Origin of the sequence: Novosphingobium sp. KCTC 2891 (assembly GCF_025938155.1) — a bacterium.
Lineage (GTDB): Bacteria > Pseudomonadota > Alphaproteobacteria > Sphingomonadales > Sphingomonadaceae > Novosphingobium.
Genome location: NZ_JAPCZG010000003.1, coordinates 474,397 through 490,056, shown reverse-complemented (window position 1 = coordinate 490,056; position 15,660 = coordinate 474,397). Strand labels below are relative to the sequence as shown.

General features: G+C 66.9%; 16 protein-coding genes. 7 read left to right on the top strand and 9 right to left on the bottom strand.

Going from position 1 to position 15,660, the window contains the following annotated elements:
- Positions 1-10: 10 nt before the first annotated feature.
- Positions 11-1,063, bottom strand: coding sequence for a hypothetical protein (locus OLX02_RS08700; protein ID WP_264421977.1), 1,053 nt, complete (start codon positions 1,061-1,063; stop codon positions 11-13).
- Between the two features lie 70 nt (positions 1,064-1,133).
- The gene (locus OLX02_RS08695) at positions 1,134-1,970 is read right to left on the bottom strand and encodes a PhzF family phenazine biosynthesis protein (RefSeq protein WP_264421976.1); all 837 of its coding nucleotides are present in this window, start codon (positions 1,968-1,970) and stop codon (positions 1,134-1,136) included.
- A gap of 213 nt (positions 1,971-2,183) precedes the next feature.
- Here OLX02_RS08695 and OLX02_RS08690 point away from each other — a divergent pair, with 213 nt between their 5' ends.
- Positions 2,184-2,600 (top strand): glycine zipper 2TM domain-containing protein, encoded by a 417-nt coding sequence (locus OLX02_RS08690; protein ID WP_264421975.1) that lies wholly within the window; start codon positions 2,184-2,186, stop codon positions 2,598-2,600.
- 107 nt (positions 2,601-2,707) lie between these two features.
- Complete coding sequence (locus OLX02_RS08685; protein ID WP_264422080.1) at positions 2,708-3,988, top strand: SAM-dependent methyltransferase; 1,281 nt, start codon at positions 2,708-2,710, stop codon at positions 3,986-3,988.
- A gap of 9 nt (positions 3,989-3,997) precedes the next feature.
- On the opposite strand, the gene OLX02_RS08680 is transcribed toward OLX02_RS08685, so the two are convergent.
- Genes OLX02_RS08680 through OLX02_RS08670 form a run of 3 tightly spaced genes read right to left on the bottom strand, consistent with a single transcriptional unit; the run spans position 3,998 to position 5,293 of the window.
- Positions 3,998-4,459 (bottom strand): hypothetical protein, encoded by a 462-nt coding sequence (locus OLX02_RS08680; RefSeq protein ID WP_264421974.1) that lies wholly within the window; start codon positions 4,457-4,459, stop codon positions 3,998-4,000.
- Between the two features lie 3 nt (positions 4,460-4,462).
- Entirely contained in the window at positions 4,463-4,804 is a 342-nt protein-coding gene (locus OLX02_RS08675) for a hypothetical protein (protein ID WP_264421972.1), read from the bottom strand.
- Positions 4,805-4,846: 42 nt separating this feature from the next.
- The gene (locus OLX02_RS08670) at positions 4,847-5,293 is read right to left on the bottom strand and encodes a response regulator transcription factor (RefSeq protein WP_264421971.1); all 447 of its coding nucleotides are present in this window, start codon (positions 5,291-5,293) and stop codon (positions 4,847-4,849) included.
- Between the two features lie 603 nt (positions 5,294-5,896).
- Between OLX02_RS08670 and OLX02_RS08665 the strand changes: the two genes are divergently transcribed.
- The 5 genes from OLX02_RS08665 to OLX02_RS08645 all read left to right on the top strand — a co-directional run bounded on the left by OLX02_RS08665 (position 5,897) and on the right by OLX02_RS08645 (position 11,095).
- Positions 5,897-7,111 carry an argininosuccinate synthase gene (locus tag OLX02_RS08665; RefSeq protein WP_264421969.1) on the top strand — a complete coding sequence of 405 codons (1,215 nt, stop codon included), beginning with the start codon at positions 5,897-5,899 and terminating at the stop codon, positions 7,109-7,111.
- Positions 7,112-7,175: 64 nt separating this feature from the next.
- Complete coding sequence (locus OLX02_RS08660; protein ID WP_264421967.1) at positions 7,176-7,394, top strand: hypothetical protein; 219 nt, start codon at positions 7,176-7,178, stop codon at positions 7,392-7,394.
- A gap of 106 nt (positions 7,395-7,500) precedes the next feature.
- On the top strand, positions 7,501-8,412 hold the full coding sequence (gene cysD, locus OLX02_RS08655; RefSeq protein ID WP_264421966.1) for a sulfate adenylyltransferase subunit CysD: 912 nt from the start codon (positions 7,501-7,503) through the stop codon (positions 8,410-8,412).
- Positions 8,412-10,340, top strand: coding sequence for a sulfate adenylyltransferase subunit CysN (gene cysN, locus OLX02_RS08650; protein ID WP_264421965.1), 1,929 nt, complete (start codon positions 8,412-8,414; stop codon positions 10,338-10,340). The genes cysD and cysN overlap by 1 nt, the downstream gene beginning before the upstream one ends.
- Positions 10,337-11,095 carry a 3'(2'),5'-bisphosphate nucleotidase CysQ gene (locus OLX02_RS08645; RefSeq protein ID WP_264421963.1) on the top strand — a complete coding sequence of 253 codons (759 nt, stop codon included), beginning with the start codon at positions 10,337-10,339 and terminating at the stop codon, positions 11,093-11,095. Before cysN ends, OLX02_RS08645 begins: the two co-directional genes overlap by 4 nt.
- Positions 11,096-11,099: 4 nt before the next feature.
- On the opposite strand, the gene OLX02_RS08640 is transcribed toward OLX02_RS08645, so the two are convergent.
- From OLX02_RS08640 to OLX02_RS08625, 4 genes are read right to left on the bottom strand one after another with little or no spacing between them, the layout of a single operon-like run.
- The gene (locus tag OLX02_RS08640; RefSeq protein WP_264421961.1) at positions 11,100-12,182 is read right to left on the bottom strand and encodes a helix-turn-helix transcriptional regulator; all 1,083 of its coding nucleotides are present in this window, start codon (positions 12,180-12,182) and stop codon (positions 11,100-11,102) included.
- Positions 12,183-12,230: 48 nt separating this feature from the next.
- Positions 12,231-12,365, bottom strand: coding sequence for a hypothetical protein (locus OLX02_RS08635; protein WP_264421960.1), 135 nt, complete (start codon positions 12,363-12,365; stop codon positions 12,231-12,233).
- Positions 12,362-13,135 (bottom strand): uroporphyrinogen-III C-methyltransferase, encoded by a 774-nt coding sequence (gene cobA, locus OLX02_RS08630; RefSeq protein WP_264421959.1) that lies wholly within the window; start codon positions 13,133-13,135, stop codon positions 12,362-12,364. Before cobA ends, OLX02_RS08635 begins: the two co-directional genes overlap by 4 nt.
- Complete coding sequence (locus tag OLX02_RS08625) at positions 13,132-15,660, bottom strand: molybdopterin oxidoreductase family protein (RefSeq protein ID WP_264421957.1); 2,529 nt, start codon at positions 15,658-15,660, stop codon at positions 13,132-13,134. Before OLX02_RS08625 ends, cobA begins: the two co-directional genes overlap by 4 nt.

Sequence of the window (15,660 nt, the reverse complement as noted above, 5' to 3'; positions counted from 1 at the left end):
CCGCCCCCCGTCACCCTGCGCTGAAGCTGCTGGAAAGCCGGAACGTCGCCTGCGCGGTGGCGCCGTTGACATAGCGCACGCGGTAGAGCGTTGCCGCACCGAACGCGCCGCACAGCCGCACCGCCAGATTGGCGAAACTGCCAGCAGGCACCGCCTGGCTCGCCACCGGCTGATAAGTCGTTCCCGTATCAAGCGATTGGTCGACAAACAGCGTTCCGGCCTGATCGGCATAGGCGCAGGCGTTGAAGAACGCATAGGGCGTGCTGCCCGTGGCGCGTCCGGTGCCGGTGAACGTGGCCGCGCCCGCCAGCGCGGTTGTGCTGTCGGTATAGCCGGTGCCCGTATTGACCGTGCCCGTCACCGTGACCGCGCCGATCGTCGCCGCACCCGATGCCAGCGACACACCGGCGTTGGGCGCGGCCTGCTGCTTCTGGTTGAGCGTGACCGCCACCGTGCCGCTGCCATAGGTGGAGACGCGCGCCCGCACGAAGGCCGCGGCCGAAGTGAAGGCAAAGAGCCCTGCGGCGGATGAAGTCGTCACCGGCGCGGCATTCGCCGCTGCCGCCGAAATGACCGGCAAGGCCACCCAGGTCGTGCCATCGTTCGATTGCTCGTAGCTGATCGTGCAGGTCGTGCCCGCGCTGGTCACCTGGAACGTGCCGCCCATGTAATAGGTATTGCTCGCGGAAACGACGGTGGCGGCGGCGGTGACGCTTCCCGACACCGCCGATCCTTCGGTGCAGGCCTTGTAGATCGCGGACAGCCAGCCGGTCAGGCCGATGCCCCCGCCCGGCATCGCCGTTCCGGTGATCGGCGCGCCGGCCGGCTCCAGATTGGCAAGATCGCTGGCGGGGGCAATGGAAAGGCTCGCCGCGCCCGCTTTCGCGCCAAGGCTGGCGGGAAGCTGGGCGGCCGACACCGCCTGCGTCGCCGCAAAATTGCCGATCGTAACGGGCAACGGCGCCTCCACGCTGACAGGCTGCGCGGAATTGTCAGGGTTGGCGAAAGCGATCGCATTGGCCGCCGTGAACGCCGCGGGAAACTGGACGAGGGGATTGGGCATCGTGGAACCTCCATGGGATACTCACCCATGAAATAACCTATTTGGTTATTGTAGGAAACCACGGGTCCCGTTAAAGGTCCAGCGTCCCACCCCGCGTCACGATCACCGCCGATCCGCCGATCCACGCCTCGGCCCCGTCGCGGGTCACATGGACCTGCCCGTCCGCGCCGACGATGCGCCCCTGCGCGGCGACATATCCGCCCCCGCCCAATCCCCGCTCGAACAGTGCCAGCGCGATTCCGGCGTTGAGGCTGCCGGTCACCGGGTCCTCGCACACCTTGCCCACAGGGTCGGCAAAAAAGGCGCGCACTTCGAACTGCGCTTCCCCGCCCGGCCCACAAGGGCCCACCAGCCCCACATCGGTGGGAACCGAAGCGCGCGCGACCGGCTGCGCAGCCAGCACGTCCTCGGCCGACCGAAGGCGCAACAGCTTCCACGCCGGACCGTTGTTGGCGTGGATCGCCTCGACCACCTGATCTTCACGCACCCCCGCCACGCGGATCGCCTCCGCGCGCTCCTCCGGCGAAAGCGGACCCGAGACGCGCAGCGGCGGCGCGCGGAACGCCAGTCGATCGCCCATCGGCCGCACAGGAACCAGGCCGATGCCGCATTCCTGCACGATCTCGTCCGCGCGGCGCGGCACCCCGCCGGCAGCCAGCCACGCCCGCGCCGTACCAAGCGTGGGGTGTCCGGCAAACGGCAGTTCGCCCGCGGGATAGAAAATGCGTACGCGGTAGTCCGCTGCCGGATCGGTGGGCGGCAGCAGGAACGTGGTTTCGGAGAAGCCCAGCCAGCGGGTCAGCGCCTGCATCTGCGTGCCCGACAGTTCCTCGCCGCCACGCACCACCGCCAGCGGATTGCCCGACAGCGGCTTCGCTCCGAAAACATCGATCAGATCCAGTTCCATGTGTGCCTCGTATTGCGTTCAGGTCGTTCTAGGTGTCGTTCCGGCCCTGCAAAGTGGCTTTCGATGAACGCCTTGCCGCCGCCGATAACCGGTCCGTCGCGGAACGGACGCGCTGGCCGCGCGTTCATCGGGCGTTGTGGATCGTCCGGACAGAAGGCCCGTTAATCGGCGCAAGTTCGAGACATCAGCATTTTCAGATGCAGGGAGTTTCCCATGAAGAAAGCCATCATCGCCGCGGTTCTCGCCGCGGTCGCCATTCCTTCCGCACCGGCGTTCGCCGATCCGCCGCCGTGGGCACCCGCGCACGGACGCCGCGCGCACGACCGCGAGCGCGAATATGACGGCGGACGTGACCGTGGATACTATTCGAGCGGTTACGACCGCTATGGCCGCTACAGTGAACCCCGCCGCCTGAACCGCGACGACCGCATCTGGCGCGGCCGCGACGGGCGCTATTATTGTCGCCGCGGCAATGGCACCACCGGCCTCATCATCGGGGCTGGCGTGGGGGCCCTCCTGGGCCGCTCGATCGACAACCGCGGCGACCGCGCGCTCGGCACGATCCTCGGTGCGGCGGGCGGCGGTCTGCTCGGCCGTGAAATCGACCGCGGGAACGTGCGCTGCCGCTAATCCGGCTCGCCACCACCCCAACATGAAAAAAGAAAAGCGGCGTACGGGAACGTGCGCCGCTTTTCGTGCATTGTGCGTCGGGGATAAACGGGAGTCTCGCGATGACGATGATGCTGCTCGATCAGGCACTCAAACGCCTTGTCAAACATGGAACGCTGACCGTCACCGAGTCTTCGGGCCGGAAGCGGTCCTATGGAACCCCCACCAGCGGCTGGCCGGACCTGGGCCTGCGACTGATGGACGCCAAAGTGCCCAGCGCCATCGCCCGCAATCCCAGCCTGGGCATGGCCGAGGCCTTCATGGATGACCGCGTCCGGATCGAGGGCGGCGACATCATGGACTTCGTGTCTTTCATCCGCCGCAACAATCCGTGGGACCGGGGCGGCGATCTCGACAATCCGGGCCTGCTGCAGCGCATCGGCCAGCGCATCGCATTCCGGCTCGACCAGGCGAACCAACGCACCGCCTCGCGCCGCAACGTCGCCCACCACTATGACCTCGACGACCGGCTCTACGATCTGTTCCTCGATCCGCTGCGGCAATACTCCTGCGCCTATTGGCATGGCGGGATCACCACCCTTGAAGAGGCCCAGCAGGCAAAGATCGAGCATATCGCGGCCAAGATGGCGATCCGGCCGGGGATGCGCGTGCTCGACATCGGCTGCGGATGGGGCGGGCTGGCGATCGAAATCCATCGGCTGACCGGCGCCAGCGTCCACGGCATCACCCTGAGCCGCGAACAGTTGACCTATGCCCAGGCGTGGGCCGCGCGCGAGGGTCTGGAAGGCAAGGTCACCTTCTCGCTTACCGACTACCGCGATGCCGAAGGGCCCTTCGACCGGATCGTCTCGGTCGGGATGTTCGAGCACGTCGGGGTGCCCAATTTCGGCACGTTCTTCCACAAGTGCCACGATCTTCTGGCAAAGAACGGCGTGATGCTGCTGCACACGATCGGCCGGGCCGGACCGCCTAACGGCACCGACGCCTTCACCCGCAAGTATATCTTCCCCGGCGGCTACATTCCCTCGATGAGCGAGGCGCTGGCCGCCATCGAGCCGAACAAGCTGATGGTGACCGACGTGGAGATCCTGCGGCGCCACTATGCGCTGACCTTGCGCGAATGGTACAGCCGCTGCGTGGCGCAGGAAGAGCGCATCATCTCGCTGTATGACGGGCGCTTCTACCGGATGTGGCTGTTCTACCTCGCGGGCGCGGCGACCGCGTTCGAGCACGCCGATCTGGTGAACTTCCAGTTCCAGATCGTGCGAGACCGCGATGCCCTGCCGCTCACACGCGACTACATCGATGAAGCCGAAACCGCGTTCCACGCGGCGCGCGGCGCGGACGGAAAGATCGTGCAGCTGGGCGTGGCAGCCCGAAACGGCTGAACGCGGGCGCTAGCGCGAAGCTGCACCAAACGCATCGCGACCGGCCGCCCCGAAGGCACGCCGGTCGCGGATCGTGCCCCAGCTCATCGTGAACAGGGCGGGCAGCGCCCAGACCGCCGCGAGATTGGTGAAAAAGAGGTGCGGCACCCCCTCCACTGCCCATGCGACGGCGCTGGTCACCACCGCCAACGTCTGCATCGCGGCGAACCAGATCGGCCAGTAGCGGTCCGATCGCAAAGCAAGGAACCAGGCGATCACTAGGATCGCCCAGTCGAGTGCTTGCACCAGATCCAGCCCCGTGGCGTCCCCCGGCTCCAATCGACGCACAACCAAGGTGAGCAGGCTGATTCCGAACAGAAAGGCCGCAAAGGCCTTCTCGACCGACCGGCCGAATAGGAACGCCACCGCCAGGTTGCAGAAAAGCATCAACCAAAACAGAAGAAACACCACGAGGTTGAACACAAGCGTCATGCGTCAGGCAGCGGCGACAACCGCCGGGGTTTCGACCGAAGCCTTCCACAGCCCGTCAGGACAGCCGAAGCTGACTTCCTTCAGGTTGCTGGCGCTGAGGATGCGCGTCATCTCGCGCACCGAGCCGGCAATCTTGGCGCGGCCTTCGACGAGGCAGTTGAGGCCTTCGGTCATCGCCTGGATCGCGGCCTGGGTAAGCGGCATGGCCAGCTTCGATTCCTGGGTCACTTCGATGAAGCTCGTGGCGAGGCGCATCTGCTGAAGCAGCGCGCGGTCGATCATCCCCCCCATTTCCCGAGCATCGCCGGCAACGACACGGGCGGACGATTCACGCAGGTTGATCATGGGATACCTCCTGTATTCGTTTCGAGGACCCTGATTGTACCGTCACATACGCAACTTCAGCAGAAAGATCAAACCAAGAACAAACGTGACGATGGCAGATGTCGCCATAATCGAGAGAATAGACACCTGCGCGACCGACAAAATCCTTTCCTTCAACGAAAGTGAGTTGCGAATCCCCCCCACGACGAAGGTGTTGGGCAGTCCGGTTCCTCTTCTTGAAGGTTCTTGAGACATATTCCGGCCGCCAGCATGATGATCATCGGCAGGTGATTCGTGGCTTTGCCGATACCAACGCGCCACCGCGTTGCGGTTGGCGAACCCGAACTGGTGCATCGCGGTCGCAATGTGATTGTCCACCGTCGACGGTGAAATACCCAACTCGCGCCCGATCTCCTTCGAACTGAGGCCCTTTGCGACGAGCGCGATGCAGTCGGCCTGACGCGCCGTCAGCCTCACATCTTCCTTATGGGTCAGAACGTCGTCGAGCATGAGAAAACCCCCACGTGGAAATGCCATTCCGGCATCCCGGGCGCACTACCAAGTGGTGCCGAATTGGAATGAAATGTCCGAATCGGTGGTTTTGGAAGATGCAGAAATCGCGTTCCGGTTGATGCACTTGGATCGGCCCACGCAGGAACCCGGCGACCCAAAAATGGCCGAACTCCAGTAATCTCCAGTCGATCTCCAGTCCATCTCCAGGCGATCTGAGACATGGCTTGGGGGCACTGGGCAATCTCCAGCCAACCATCTCCACAGCGCCAAAGGTTCGATTCTGCGAAGTTCCTTCTTGCGAAAGGCGGATTGGCCATAGCTCCGGAGGGTTGCCAAGGGCGTGGGTAGTCCTGGCTTCTGCTATCCGTCGGGATCTCCAACTCCCGACCCGCCGAACCCATGCGGTCCCCGTCCTTGACGATGGCTGCATATCGCAAGACCAGAATGGCTTTGCCGCTCCGGCGCTCCGCTTTGGGAGCGCCGGTCGGGCCGGCATGGACACCGCCTCCGCTGCGCCCTAAATGCGCTGCGAAGACCGCCACGGTTGCGCCTGCGCCCCCTCCCTGTTACGCGCCCGGCGCGAATTTACGGGAGTTACCCATGTCCGATATCAAGCGGGTCGTCCTTGCCTATTCCGGCGGACTCGACACCTCCGTCATCCTCAAGTGGCTTCAGGTCACCTACAATTGCGAAGTGGTGACGTTCACCGCCGACCTCGGCCAGGGCGAGGAACTCGGGCCGGCGCGCGCCAAGGCCGAGCTGATGGGCGTCAAGGCAGAGCACATCTACATCGACGATCTGCGCGAGGAATTCGTGCGCGACTTCGTCTTCCCCATGATGCGCGCCAATGCTCGCTATGAGGGTGACTACCTGCTCGGCACCTCGATCGCCCGGCCGCTGATCTCCAAGCGGCTGATCGAGATCGCCCGCGAGACCGGCGCCGATGCGGTCGCGCACGGCGCCACCGGCAAGGGCAACGACCAGGTGCGCTTCGAGCTGTCCGCCTATGCGCTCGATCCGAACATCAAGGTGATTGCGCCGTGGCGCGAATGGGATCTGACCAGCCGCACCGCGCTGATCGCCTGGGCCGAGGCGCACCAGATCCCGGTGCCGAAGGACAAGCGCGGCGAAAGCCCGTTCTCGACCGACGCCAACCTTCTCCACACCTCGTCCGAGGGCAAGGTGCTGGAAGATCCGTGGGAAGAAACCCCGGACTATGTCTATTCGCGCACGGTCAATCCCGAGGACGCGCCGGACGCACCGGAATACATCACCATCGACTTCGAGAAGGGCGACGGCGTTGCCCTGAACGGCCAGGCCATGTCGCCCGCCACGCTGCTGACCGCGCTCAACGAGCTTGGCCGCAAGCACGGCATCGGCCGCCTGGACCTCGTGGAAAACCGCTTCGTCGGCATGAAGAGCCGCGGAATGTACGAAACGCCGGGCGGCGAGATCTATGCCCGCGCGCATCGGGGCATCGAAAGCATCACGCTCGACCGGGGTGCCGCGCATCTCAAGGACGAACTGATGCCCAAGTATGCCGAGCTGATCTACAACGGCTTCTGGTTCGCGCCCGAGCGCGAGATGCTCCAGGCCGCGATCGATCACTCGCAGGCGCGCGTCAACGGCACCGTCCGGCTCAAGCTCTACAAGGGCAGCGCCTCGGTCGTCGGCCGCAAGTCGCCCGACAGCCTCTACTCCGAGCGCCACGTCACGTTCGAGGACGATGCCGGCGCCTATGACCAGAAGGACGCCGCGGGCTTCATCAAGCTCAACGCCCTTCGCCTGCGCCTGCTCGCGCAGCAGGGTCGCTGATCCGGAAGCGGCGGGGCGGCCGGTCCGCCTCGCCGCCCCGATCTGCGCGCCCCTCCCCCACTCGATGATCCCAGACGACCTCACCACGTTCCAGCTTGTCGCCGGCAGCGGCCTGGTCCTTGCGTTCATCGCCTTCGTCGCGGGCTGGCTGGACCGGCGCAACACGCGGCGACGCGATCTGGACCGCGTCAGCTTGGTCAACTGGCACCAGATTTCGGCGCTGGCGCTGATGGTCGCGATCGTGCTGCTCAGCATCGCGGCACACCTGTGGTTCTCTGCCTGAAGCCGCAGTAGAAAAACTTGGGCCTCTGAAATTCTCCCAAATGGGAGGTTATCCTTGGGAGAGCGCGTGCCATTTGCACGGCTCAAGAAAGGGTGCAGGTTTTCTCATGGTTGACCAGACGGTCCTGACGCATCTCCAACGGCTCGAAGCCGAAGCGATCCACATCATGCGCGAGGTCGTGGCCGAGGCGGAAAACCCGGTCATGCTCTATTCCGTGGGCAAGGACAGCGCGGTGATGCTGCATCTCGCGCGCAAGGCGTTCTATCCTTCGCCGCCGCCCTTCCCGCTGCTTCATGTCGATACGACGTGGAAGTTCAAAGCGATGTACGAGCTGCGCGACCGCATGGCGCGCGAGAGCGGCATGGAACTGCTCGTCTATCACAACCCCGAGGCGCAGGAGCGCGGGATCAACCCGTTCGACCACGGCGCACTCCACACCGACATGTGGAAGACCGAGGGGCTGAAGCAGGCGCTCGACAAGTGGGGCTTCGATGCCGCGTTCGGCGGCGCGCGCCGCGACGAGGAGAAGAGCCGCGCCAAGGAGCGCATCTTCAGCTTCCGCACCGCCAGCCACGGCTGGGACCCGAAGAACCAGCGCCCGGAACTGTGGAACCTCTACAATGCCCGCAAGGCGAAGGGCGAGAGCATCCGCGTGTTCCCGATCTCCAACTGGACCGAGCTGGACATCTGGCAGTACATCCATCTGAACGACGTGCCGATCGTGCCGCTCTATTTCGCCGAGGAACGCCCCACGGTGGAGCGCGACGGGATGCTGCTGATGGTCGATGACGACCGCTTCCCGCTGAAGCCGGGCGAAGAGCCGGTGATGCGGTCGATCCGTTTCCGCACGCTGGGCTGCTACCCGCTGACCGGCGCGGTCGAAAGCAGCGCCAAGACGTTGCCCGACGTCATCCAGGAAACCCTGCTCACCACCACGTCCGAGCGGCAGGGCCGCGCCATCGACAAGGACGCAGGCGGCGCGGGCATGGAAGTGAAGAAGCAGCAGGGGTATTTCTGATGACCGACCAGACCGACGTCATCTACAAGACCGACGCGCTCATCGCCGAGGACATCGACGCCTATCTCGAGCAGCACCAGCACAAGACGATGCTGCGCTTCATCACCTGCGGCAGTGTCGATGACGGCAAGTCCACGCTGATCGGGCGGTTGCTCTACGATTCGAAGATGATCTTCGAGGACCAGCTTGCCGCGCTCGAAGCGGATTCGAAGAAGGTCGGCACGCAGGGCGCCGAGATCGACTTCGCGTTGCTGGTCGATGGCCTCGCCGCCGAGCGCGAGCAGGGCATCACCATCGACGTCGCCTATCGCTTCTTCGGCACGGAGAAGCGCAAGTTCATCGTCGCCGACACCCCCGGCCACGAACAGTACACGCGCAACATGGTGACCGGCGCTTCGACCGCCGATCTCGCGGTGATCCTGATAGACGCACGCAAGGGCGTGCTGACGCAGACGCGGCGGCACAGCTACCTCGCGCACCTGATCGGCATTCGCCACATCGTGCTGGCAGTGAACAAGATGGACCTGGTCGGCTACGATCAGGCCACGTTCGATGCCATCGTGACCGACTATGCCGCCTTCGCGCGCTCGATCGGAATCGAGAGCTTCGTGCCCATGCCGATCTCCGGCTTCAAGGGCGACAACATCACGGGGCCGAGCGCCAACACGCCGTGGTACACCGGGCCGAGCCTGATCCAGCACCTGGAATCGGTGGAGGTCGACACCACCATCGAACAGGCCCGCCCGCTGCGGATGCCCGTCCAGTGGGTCAACCGCCCCAACCTTGATTTCCGGGGCTTCTCGGGCCTGATCGCGAGCGGCACCGTCCGCCCCGGCGATGCGGTCCGCGTGCTGCCTTCAGGCAAGACCAGCACGGTCACGCGGATCGTCACGCTGGAGGGCGACCTGGAACAGGCCGTTGCCGGCCAGTCGGTCACGCTGTGCTTTGCCGACGAGATCGACTGTTCGCGCGGCGACGTGATCGCCGCCGCCGATGCCCCGCCCGAAGCTGCAGACCAGTTCGAGACGACGCTGGTGTGGATGGCAGACGACGCGATGGTGCCGGGCCGCGCCTATTGGCTGAAGCTCGCCACGCAGACCGTCTCGGCCACGGTGCAGGCGCCGAAGTATACGGTGAACGTCAACACGATGGAGCATCTTGCCTGCAAGACGCTCGATCTCAACGCGATCGGCGTGGCCGAACTCATCACCGATCGCCCGATCGTGTTCGAGGCTTACGCCGACAGCCGCACGCTGGGCGGGTTCATCCTGATCGACAAGATCACCAACGCCACGGTCGCCGCCGGGATGCTGCACTTCAGCCTCCGCCGCGCGCAGAACGTGCACTGGCAGGCGCTCGACGTCAGCCGCCAGGCGCACGCCGCGCTCAAGAACCAGAAGCCGGCGGTGCTGTGGTTCACCGGCCTGTCCGGCTCGGGCAAGTCCACCATCGCCAACCTGGTCGAGAAGAAGCTGCACGCACTGGGCAAGCACACCTTCCTGCTCGATGGCGACAACGTGCGCCACGGACTGAACAAGGACCTGGGCTTTACCGAGACCGACCGGATCGAGAACATCCGCCGCGTGGGCGAAGTGGCCAAGCTGATGACCGACGCCGGGTTGATCGTGCTCACAGCGTTCATCAGCCCGTTCCGCGCCGAACGCGAAATGGTGCGCAGCCTGTTGCCGGACAGCGAATTCATCGAAGTGTTCGTCGACACGCCGCTGGAGGAAGCCGAACGCCGCGACGTGAAGGGCCTCTACAAGAAGGCGCGTGGCGGCACGCTCAAGAACTTCACCGGGATCGACAGCCCCTATGAAGCGCCGGAAAATCCGGAAATCCGCATCGACACGCTCAGCGAAAAGCCCGAAGACGCAGCCGAACGCATCGTTGAAAGGGTGATCGGCGCATGGATGCCGACGATATGACCGCAGCCGGAACCGGCACCATGACCGACGCCGAACTTGCCGCGCATCTGGCCGATGTCGCCGGAAAGCTGCTGATCACCGTGCGCGACAGCGCGGTGCTGTCGCTCAAGGCGCTGGGCAAGGCCGGTGACGCCACCGCCAACCAGTTCCTGTGCCACGCGCTGCGCGAAACGCGGCCCGAGGACGGGCTGCTGTCAGAGGAAGAGAAGGACAATCTCGACCGGCTGGGCTTTTCGCGCACGTGGATCGTCGATCCGGTCGATGGCACCCGCGAATATGGCGAAAAGCGCACCGACTGGGCAGTCCATGTCGGCCTCGCGGTCGATGGCGTGGCCACGCTGGGCGCGGTCGCACTGCCGGGTGCCGGGATCGTCCTGCGCTCGGACCAGCCGCGCATCGTCCCCCCGGCTCCCGAAACGCTGCGCATGGTCGTGAGCCGCACCCGCCCGGCCAAGGAAGCCGTCGCCGTGGCCGAAGCCATCGGCGCCGAACTGGTGCCGATGGGCAGCGCCGGTGCCAAGGCGATGGCCGTGATCCTGGGCGATGCGGACATCTACCTGCATTCGGGCGGCCAGTTCGAATGGGATTCCTGCGCGCCGGTGGCGGTCGCTCTGGCGCACGGCCTGCACTGCTCGCGCATCGATGGCAGCCCGCTGGTCTACAACCAGGCGGACACCTATGTGCCCGACCTGCTGATCTGCCGCAGCGAACACGCCGCGCGCGTCCTGGCCGAAGTCGCCCGGATCGACGCCTGATCCATCAGGCCAGCGCCAGCACGCTGGTGAGGATATGGCGGACAAGGTCCGCCTGACCGCGCGCGCCGGTCTTGGCGTAGATCCGCTTGGAATAGTTGCGCGCGGTTTCCACCGTCAGCCCCACGTCGGCCGCCGCTTCGGCGATGCTCAGCCCTTGCGCCATGGCCCAGGCCAGCCGCGCCTCGCTGCCGGTCAGGCCGAACAGCTCGGCCAGCTGGTCGCAGCGATCCGCGCTCGATGTGCGATCCCCCGAAAGATAGGCGACCGCCACGGGCTGGCCGCCGCCCGCCATCGCCCGCACCCGCACCGGCGCCACCAGCATATCGATCCACGGATCGCGGCTGAGATGCAGCCCGCGCGGCCGGGCATCGGGGTCTTCCGCCATGCGGCGCACCAACGCGGTCAATTCGCGGTCCACTTCCGGCGCGGCGGGCAGCAGGCGGCCGTAGTGCCCCTTGCGCAGCAGCGTGGTGCGCGACAGCAGCCGCTCCGCCTGCGGGTCCATGTCGATCACGCAGCACCGCGCATCGAGCGTGATCCAGCCGAAGTTCATGCGCCGGAACGCATCGACGCTGACGCTGGCGCGCACCCTTTCGCGCTCCAGTGCCGCGAAAGTGCGCAGCGCGGTGCGGAAATGCGGCACAAGCAGCGCCAGCAGACGCCCTTCCGCAGCGCCCAGCGCGCGCTTGCCCGCTATCGCCAGCCAGCCGTCCAGCCCGCCCGGCTCCTGCACGCGTACAGCGCGCAGATCGGTCAAGCCCGCGTCGGCCAATACACCCGCCCGCTCCGCGCCGGCAGCCTCGACGATCTCGCCCAGCGCATAGACCCGCCCTTCGCGCATCTGGCGCATGGCCGGGGCATCCTCGGGCGGGTGGTCCTCGAACAGGCCGGCAAGGCGCAGCGACACCGGGCCCGCCCCGAACTCGGCCTCATCCTCGCCCGCAGATGAACGCAGGACGATCGCAGCGTGATCGGCCCCGCTCGCCGAACGCAGGCGGGCCAGGAAAGTCTGCCACATCGGCTGCTCGAAGATGCCTTCGTGCAGCGGCACCAGCAGGTCGGTCTCACCGGGAGCAGGCGTACGCATGGCCGCGAATGTAGGCTCTCCCATCCGGGAGGGCCAGAAAAAGCGTGGTCAATCCTGCGGACGCCGGCCGCAGGCGCGGCACTGGGTCTCTCCGCCATGCCGCACGTCGCCGCAGAACGTGCAGGTCCGCACCCACGCCAGCCGCAGCAGCGCGCGCCCCAATTTCGGCACCAGCAGCATCATGCGCATTGTTCCTCCGGGGCGATCTCCGCACGCGCGCGCTGGCGGTGGCCCATCGCGCGGCCGATCAGCAGCAGCGCCGGGCCGTCGCCGAGCGCGGTCCGCGCCGCGAGCGGCAACAAGTCGAGCCGGGTGTGGAAGTGCCGCTCGGTGGGCAGGCTGGCGTTCTCGACCAGCGCCACGGGGGTCTCGCCTGGCAGGCCCGCCGCGATGAGATTGGAGGAGACGTCGTTCGCGGCCGCCTTGCCCATGTAGACCGCCAGCGTGGCGTCCGGATCGGCCAGCGCCTTCCAGTCGAGATCGAGCACCTCGCCGGCGCGGGCGTGCGCCGTCACGAGCGTCAGCTTGCGCGCCAGTCCGCGCAGCGTGAGCGACGCGCCCAGCGACGCAGCCGCCGCGCTGGCTGCGGTCACGCCGGGGCAGATCTGCACCGGGACCCCGGCGTCGCGGCAAGCGTCCAGTTCCTCGGTCGCACGGCCGAAGATCGCGGGATCGCCGCCTTTCAGCCGCACCACGCGCTCGCCTTCCAGCGCGGCCGCCACGATCAGTTCGTCGATGGTTTCCTGCGCCTTGGAATGACGGCCAGAACGCTTGCCCACATGGACGAGCCGCGTGCCCGCCCGCGCCAGCGCCAGTACGCCTTCGCCCACCAGCGCATCGTGGAAGATCACGCTGGCAGAAGCGATGAGGCGCTCCGCCTTGCGCGTCAGCAGGTCGGGATCGCCCGGCCCTGCACCCACCAGCCAGACGCTGCCTTCGGGAAACTCGGTCATGCGGCCACCTCCGTTGCGGGTTGGACAATATCGGCGAGAAGACGGGCGATGGCCGGACGGCACGACCCGCAGTTGGTACCGGCTGCCGTCGCCGCGCCCACGGCAGCCACGCTGCACGCTCCGGCCCCAGCTGCCGCAAGGATCGCCTTGGTGCCGACGCCGTGGCACACGCATACGATCGGGCCGCGATCCGGGGCGGGCGTGGCCGGACGCGCGGCCAGCAGTTCCTGCGGCGCCGCGCCGCCAAGGCCCAGTTGGCCTGCGATCCAGTCGCGCGCGGGCAATTGCCCTGACCGCGTGACATAAAGCGCCGCTCGCACCGCGTTGTCCTCGCCCAGCACCACGATCCGGCGCATTCCGCGCCCCGCGTCGGCCACTTCCAGCCGCCGGCCTTCGGGCAGCAACGCATCGACATCGACCATGCCTTCGCCGGCGAGCTCGCTCAGCCAGCCGCCCTCGACGCGCGAACGGGTCCACCACAGCAGGCCCTGCGGCGCGGGCGCATCCTCGCAGATCAGGAAAGCGCGCCAATCGGGCAGGACCGGTTCGACGCGTGCCGCACCGTTCTTGAAGGCGGGCTGGCCGGAAACCGGGTCCACGTTCGGCGCGACAAGCCGGTTGCTGCGCCCTTCCCCCGCCATCGCATCGGTCCAGTGCATCGGCACGAAGATCTCGCCGCGGCGCTGGCCCTCGCTCACGGCCACGCGGAACGTCGCCGCGCCGTGCGGGGTGAAGACCCGGCCCAGCCCGCCATCGACCAGCCCTGCCTGCGCGGCATCGCGCGGGTGGATTTCCAGCAGCGGCTCGCGTCGGTGTTGCGACAGCCTGGGGCTGAGGCCGGTGCGGGTCATCGTGTGCCACTGGTCGCGGTAGCGCCCGGTGTTGAGCCGCAGCGGAAAAGCCGGATCGACCGTCCGCACGGTGGGCGCCACCGGCACCAGCTTCGCGCCGGCGCGGCCGGCCAGCGGGTGACGTCCGCCCCACTGCACCGGGTCCAGCGCTTCGTATTCGGCGTCGGACACGTCGGCGAGCGCCGTCAGGTCGAGCACTTTGCCGTGGCGCGGTGCCAGCCCGGTCATCGCGGCATATTCGCGGAACACCGCAGCCGCATTGTGCCAGGCGAAAGCATCACCGTGGCCCAGCCGCTGCGCCACATCGGCCACGATCGCCCAGTCGGCGCGCGCTTCGCCCGGGGCCGTGAACAGCGCGCGCTGGCGGCTGATGCGGCGTTCGGAATTGGTGACAGTGCCGTCCTTCTCGCCCCAGGCAAGCGCGGGCAACCGCACATGCGCCAGTCGAGCGGTGTCGGTGTCCGCGATCACGTCAGAGACGACCAGCGTCTCGCACCGGGCCAGCGCCTCGCGCACGAAGCCTGCGTCGGGCATCGAGACGGCGGGATTCGTGGCCATGACCCACAGGAACTTCACGCGGCCGTCGTGCACCGCGCGGAACAGGTCCACCGCCTTCAGCCCCGGCCCGCCGCACAGCCGGTCGGTCTGCCAGAACGAAGCGACATCGGCGCGTTCGGCGTCCGAGAAACCGAGGTGGCAGGCGAGCGTGTTCGCCAGCCCGCCCACTTCGCGCCCGCCCATGGCATTGGGCTGTCCGGTCATGCTGAACGGCCCCGCACCGGGCGTGCTGATGCGGCCCGTGGCGAGGTGCAGATTGACGATGGCGTTGCCCTTGTCGGTCCCGCCCACAGACTGGTTCGCGCCCATGCTGAACAGCGTGACCATGCGCGGGTGGGCGGCCACCATGTCCGCCAGCCGCGCGAAGGCGTCTGCCGCCACGCCGGGATCGCAGTCCAGCCCGTCCCAGGCGGCCTCGCCGGCAAGGCCCCGGCGCTGCATTTCGCGCAGCAGCGCGTTGAACAGCGCCACGTCGCCATCGGGCGCCACCTGGACGTGCAGGTCGGCCTGTTCGGCGGTTTCGGTGCGGCGCGGGTCGATCACCACGATCTTGGTGCCGCGCGTCTCGCGCGCCTTCTCGATCCCCTGCCAGATCACCGGGTGGCACCACGCGGTGTTCGATCCGACCAGCAGCACGAGGTCGGCTTCCTCCAGATCGCTGTAGGAGCACGGCACCACATCCTCACCGAAGGTGCGATTGTGCGCTGCGACCGCGCTGGCCATGCACAGCCGGCTGTTGGTGTCGATGTTGGCGGTGCCGACAAAGCCCTTCAGCAGCTTGTTGGCGGCATAGTAGTCCTCGGTCAGCAGCTGGCCGGATACATAGAACGCCACGCTGTCCGGCCCATGCTGCGCGATGCAATCACGCATCTTGCCCGCGACGAGATTCAGCGCCTCGTCCCAGCCCGCCGGCTGCTCGCCGATCATGGGCGAAAGCAGTCGTCCCTCCAGACCGACCGTCTCGCCCAGGTGCGTGCCCTTGGAGCAGAGCCGGCCGAAGTTCGCCGGGTGCTCCGGATCGCCCGCAATGGTGACGGCGCGCGGGCCGGTCACCGTGGCGCGGATACCGCAGCCGACGCCGCAATATGCGCAAGTGGTGCGGACCGCCGCCGCCAT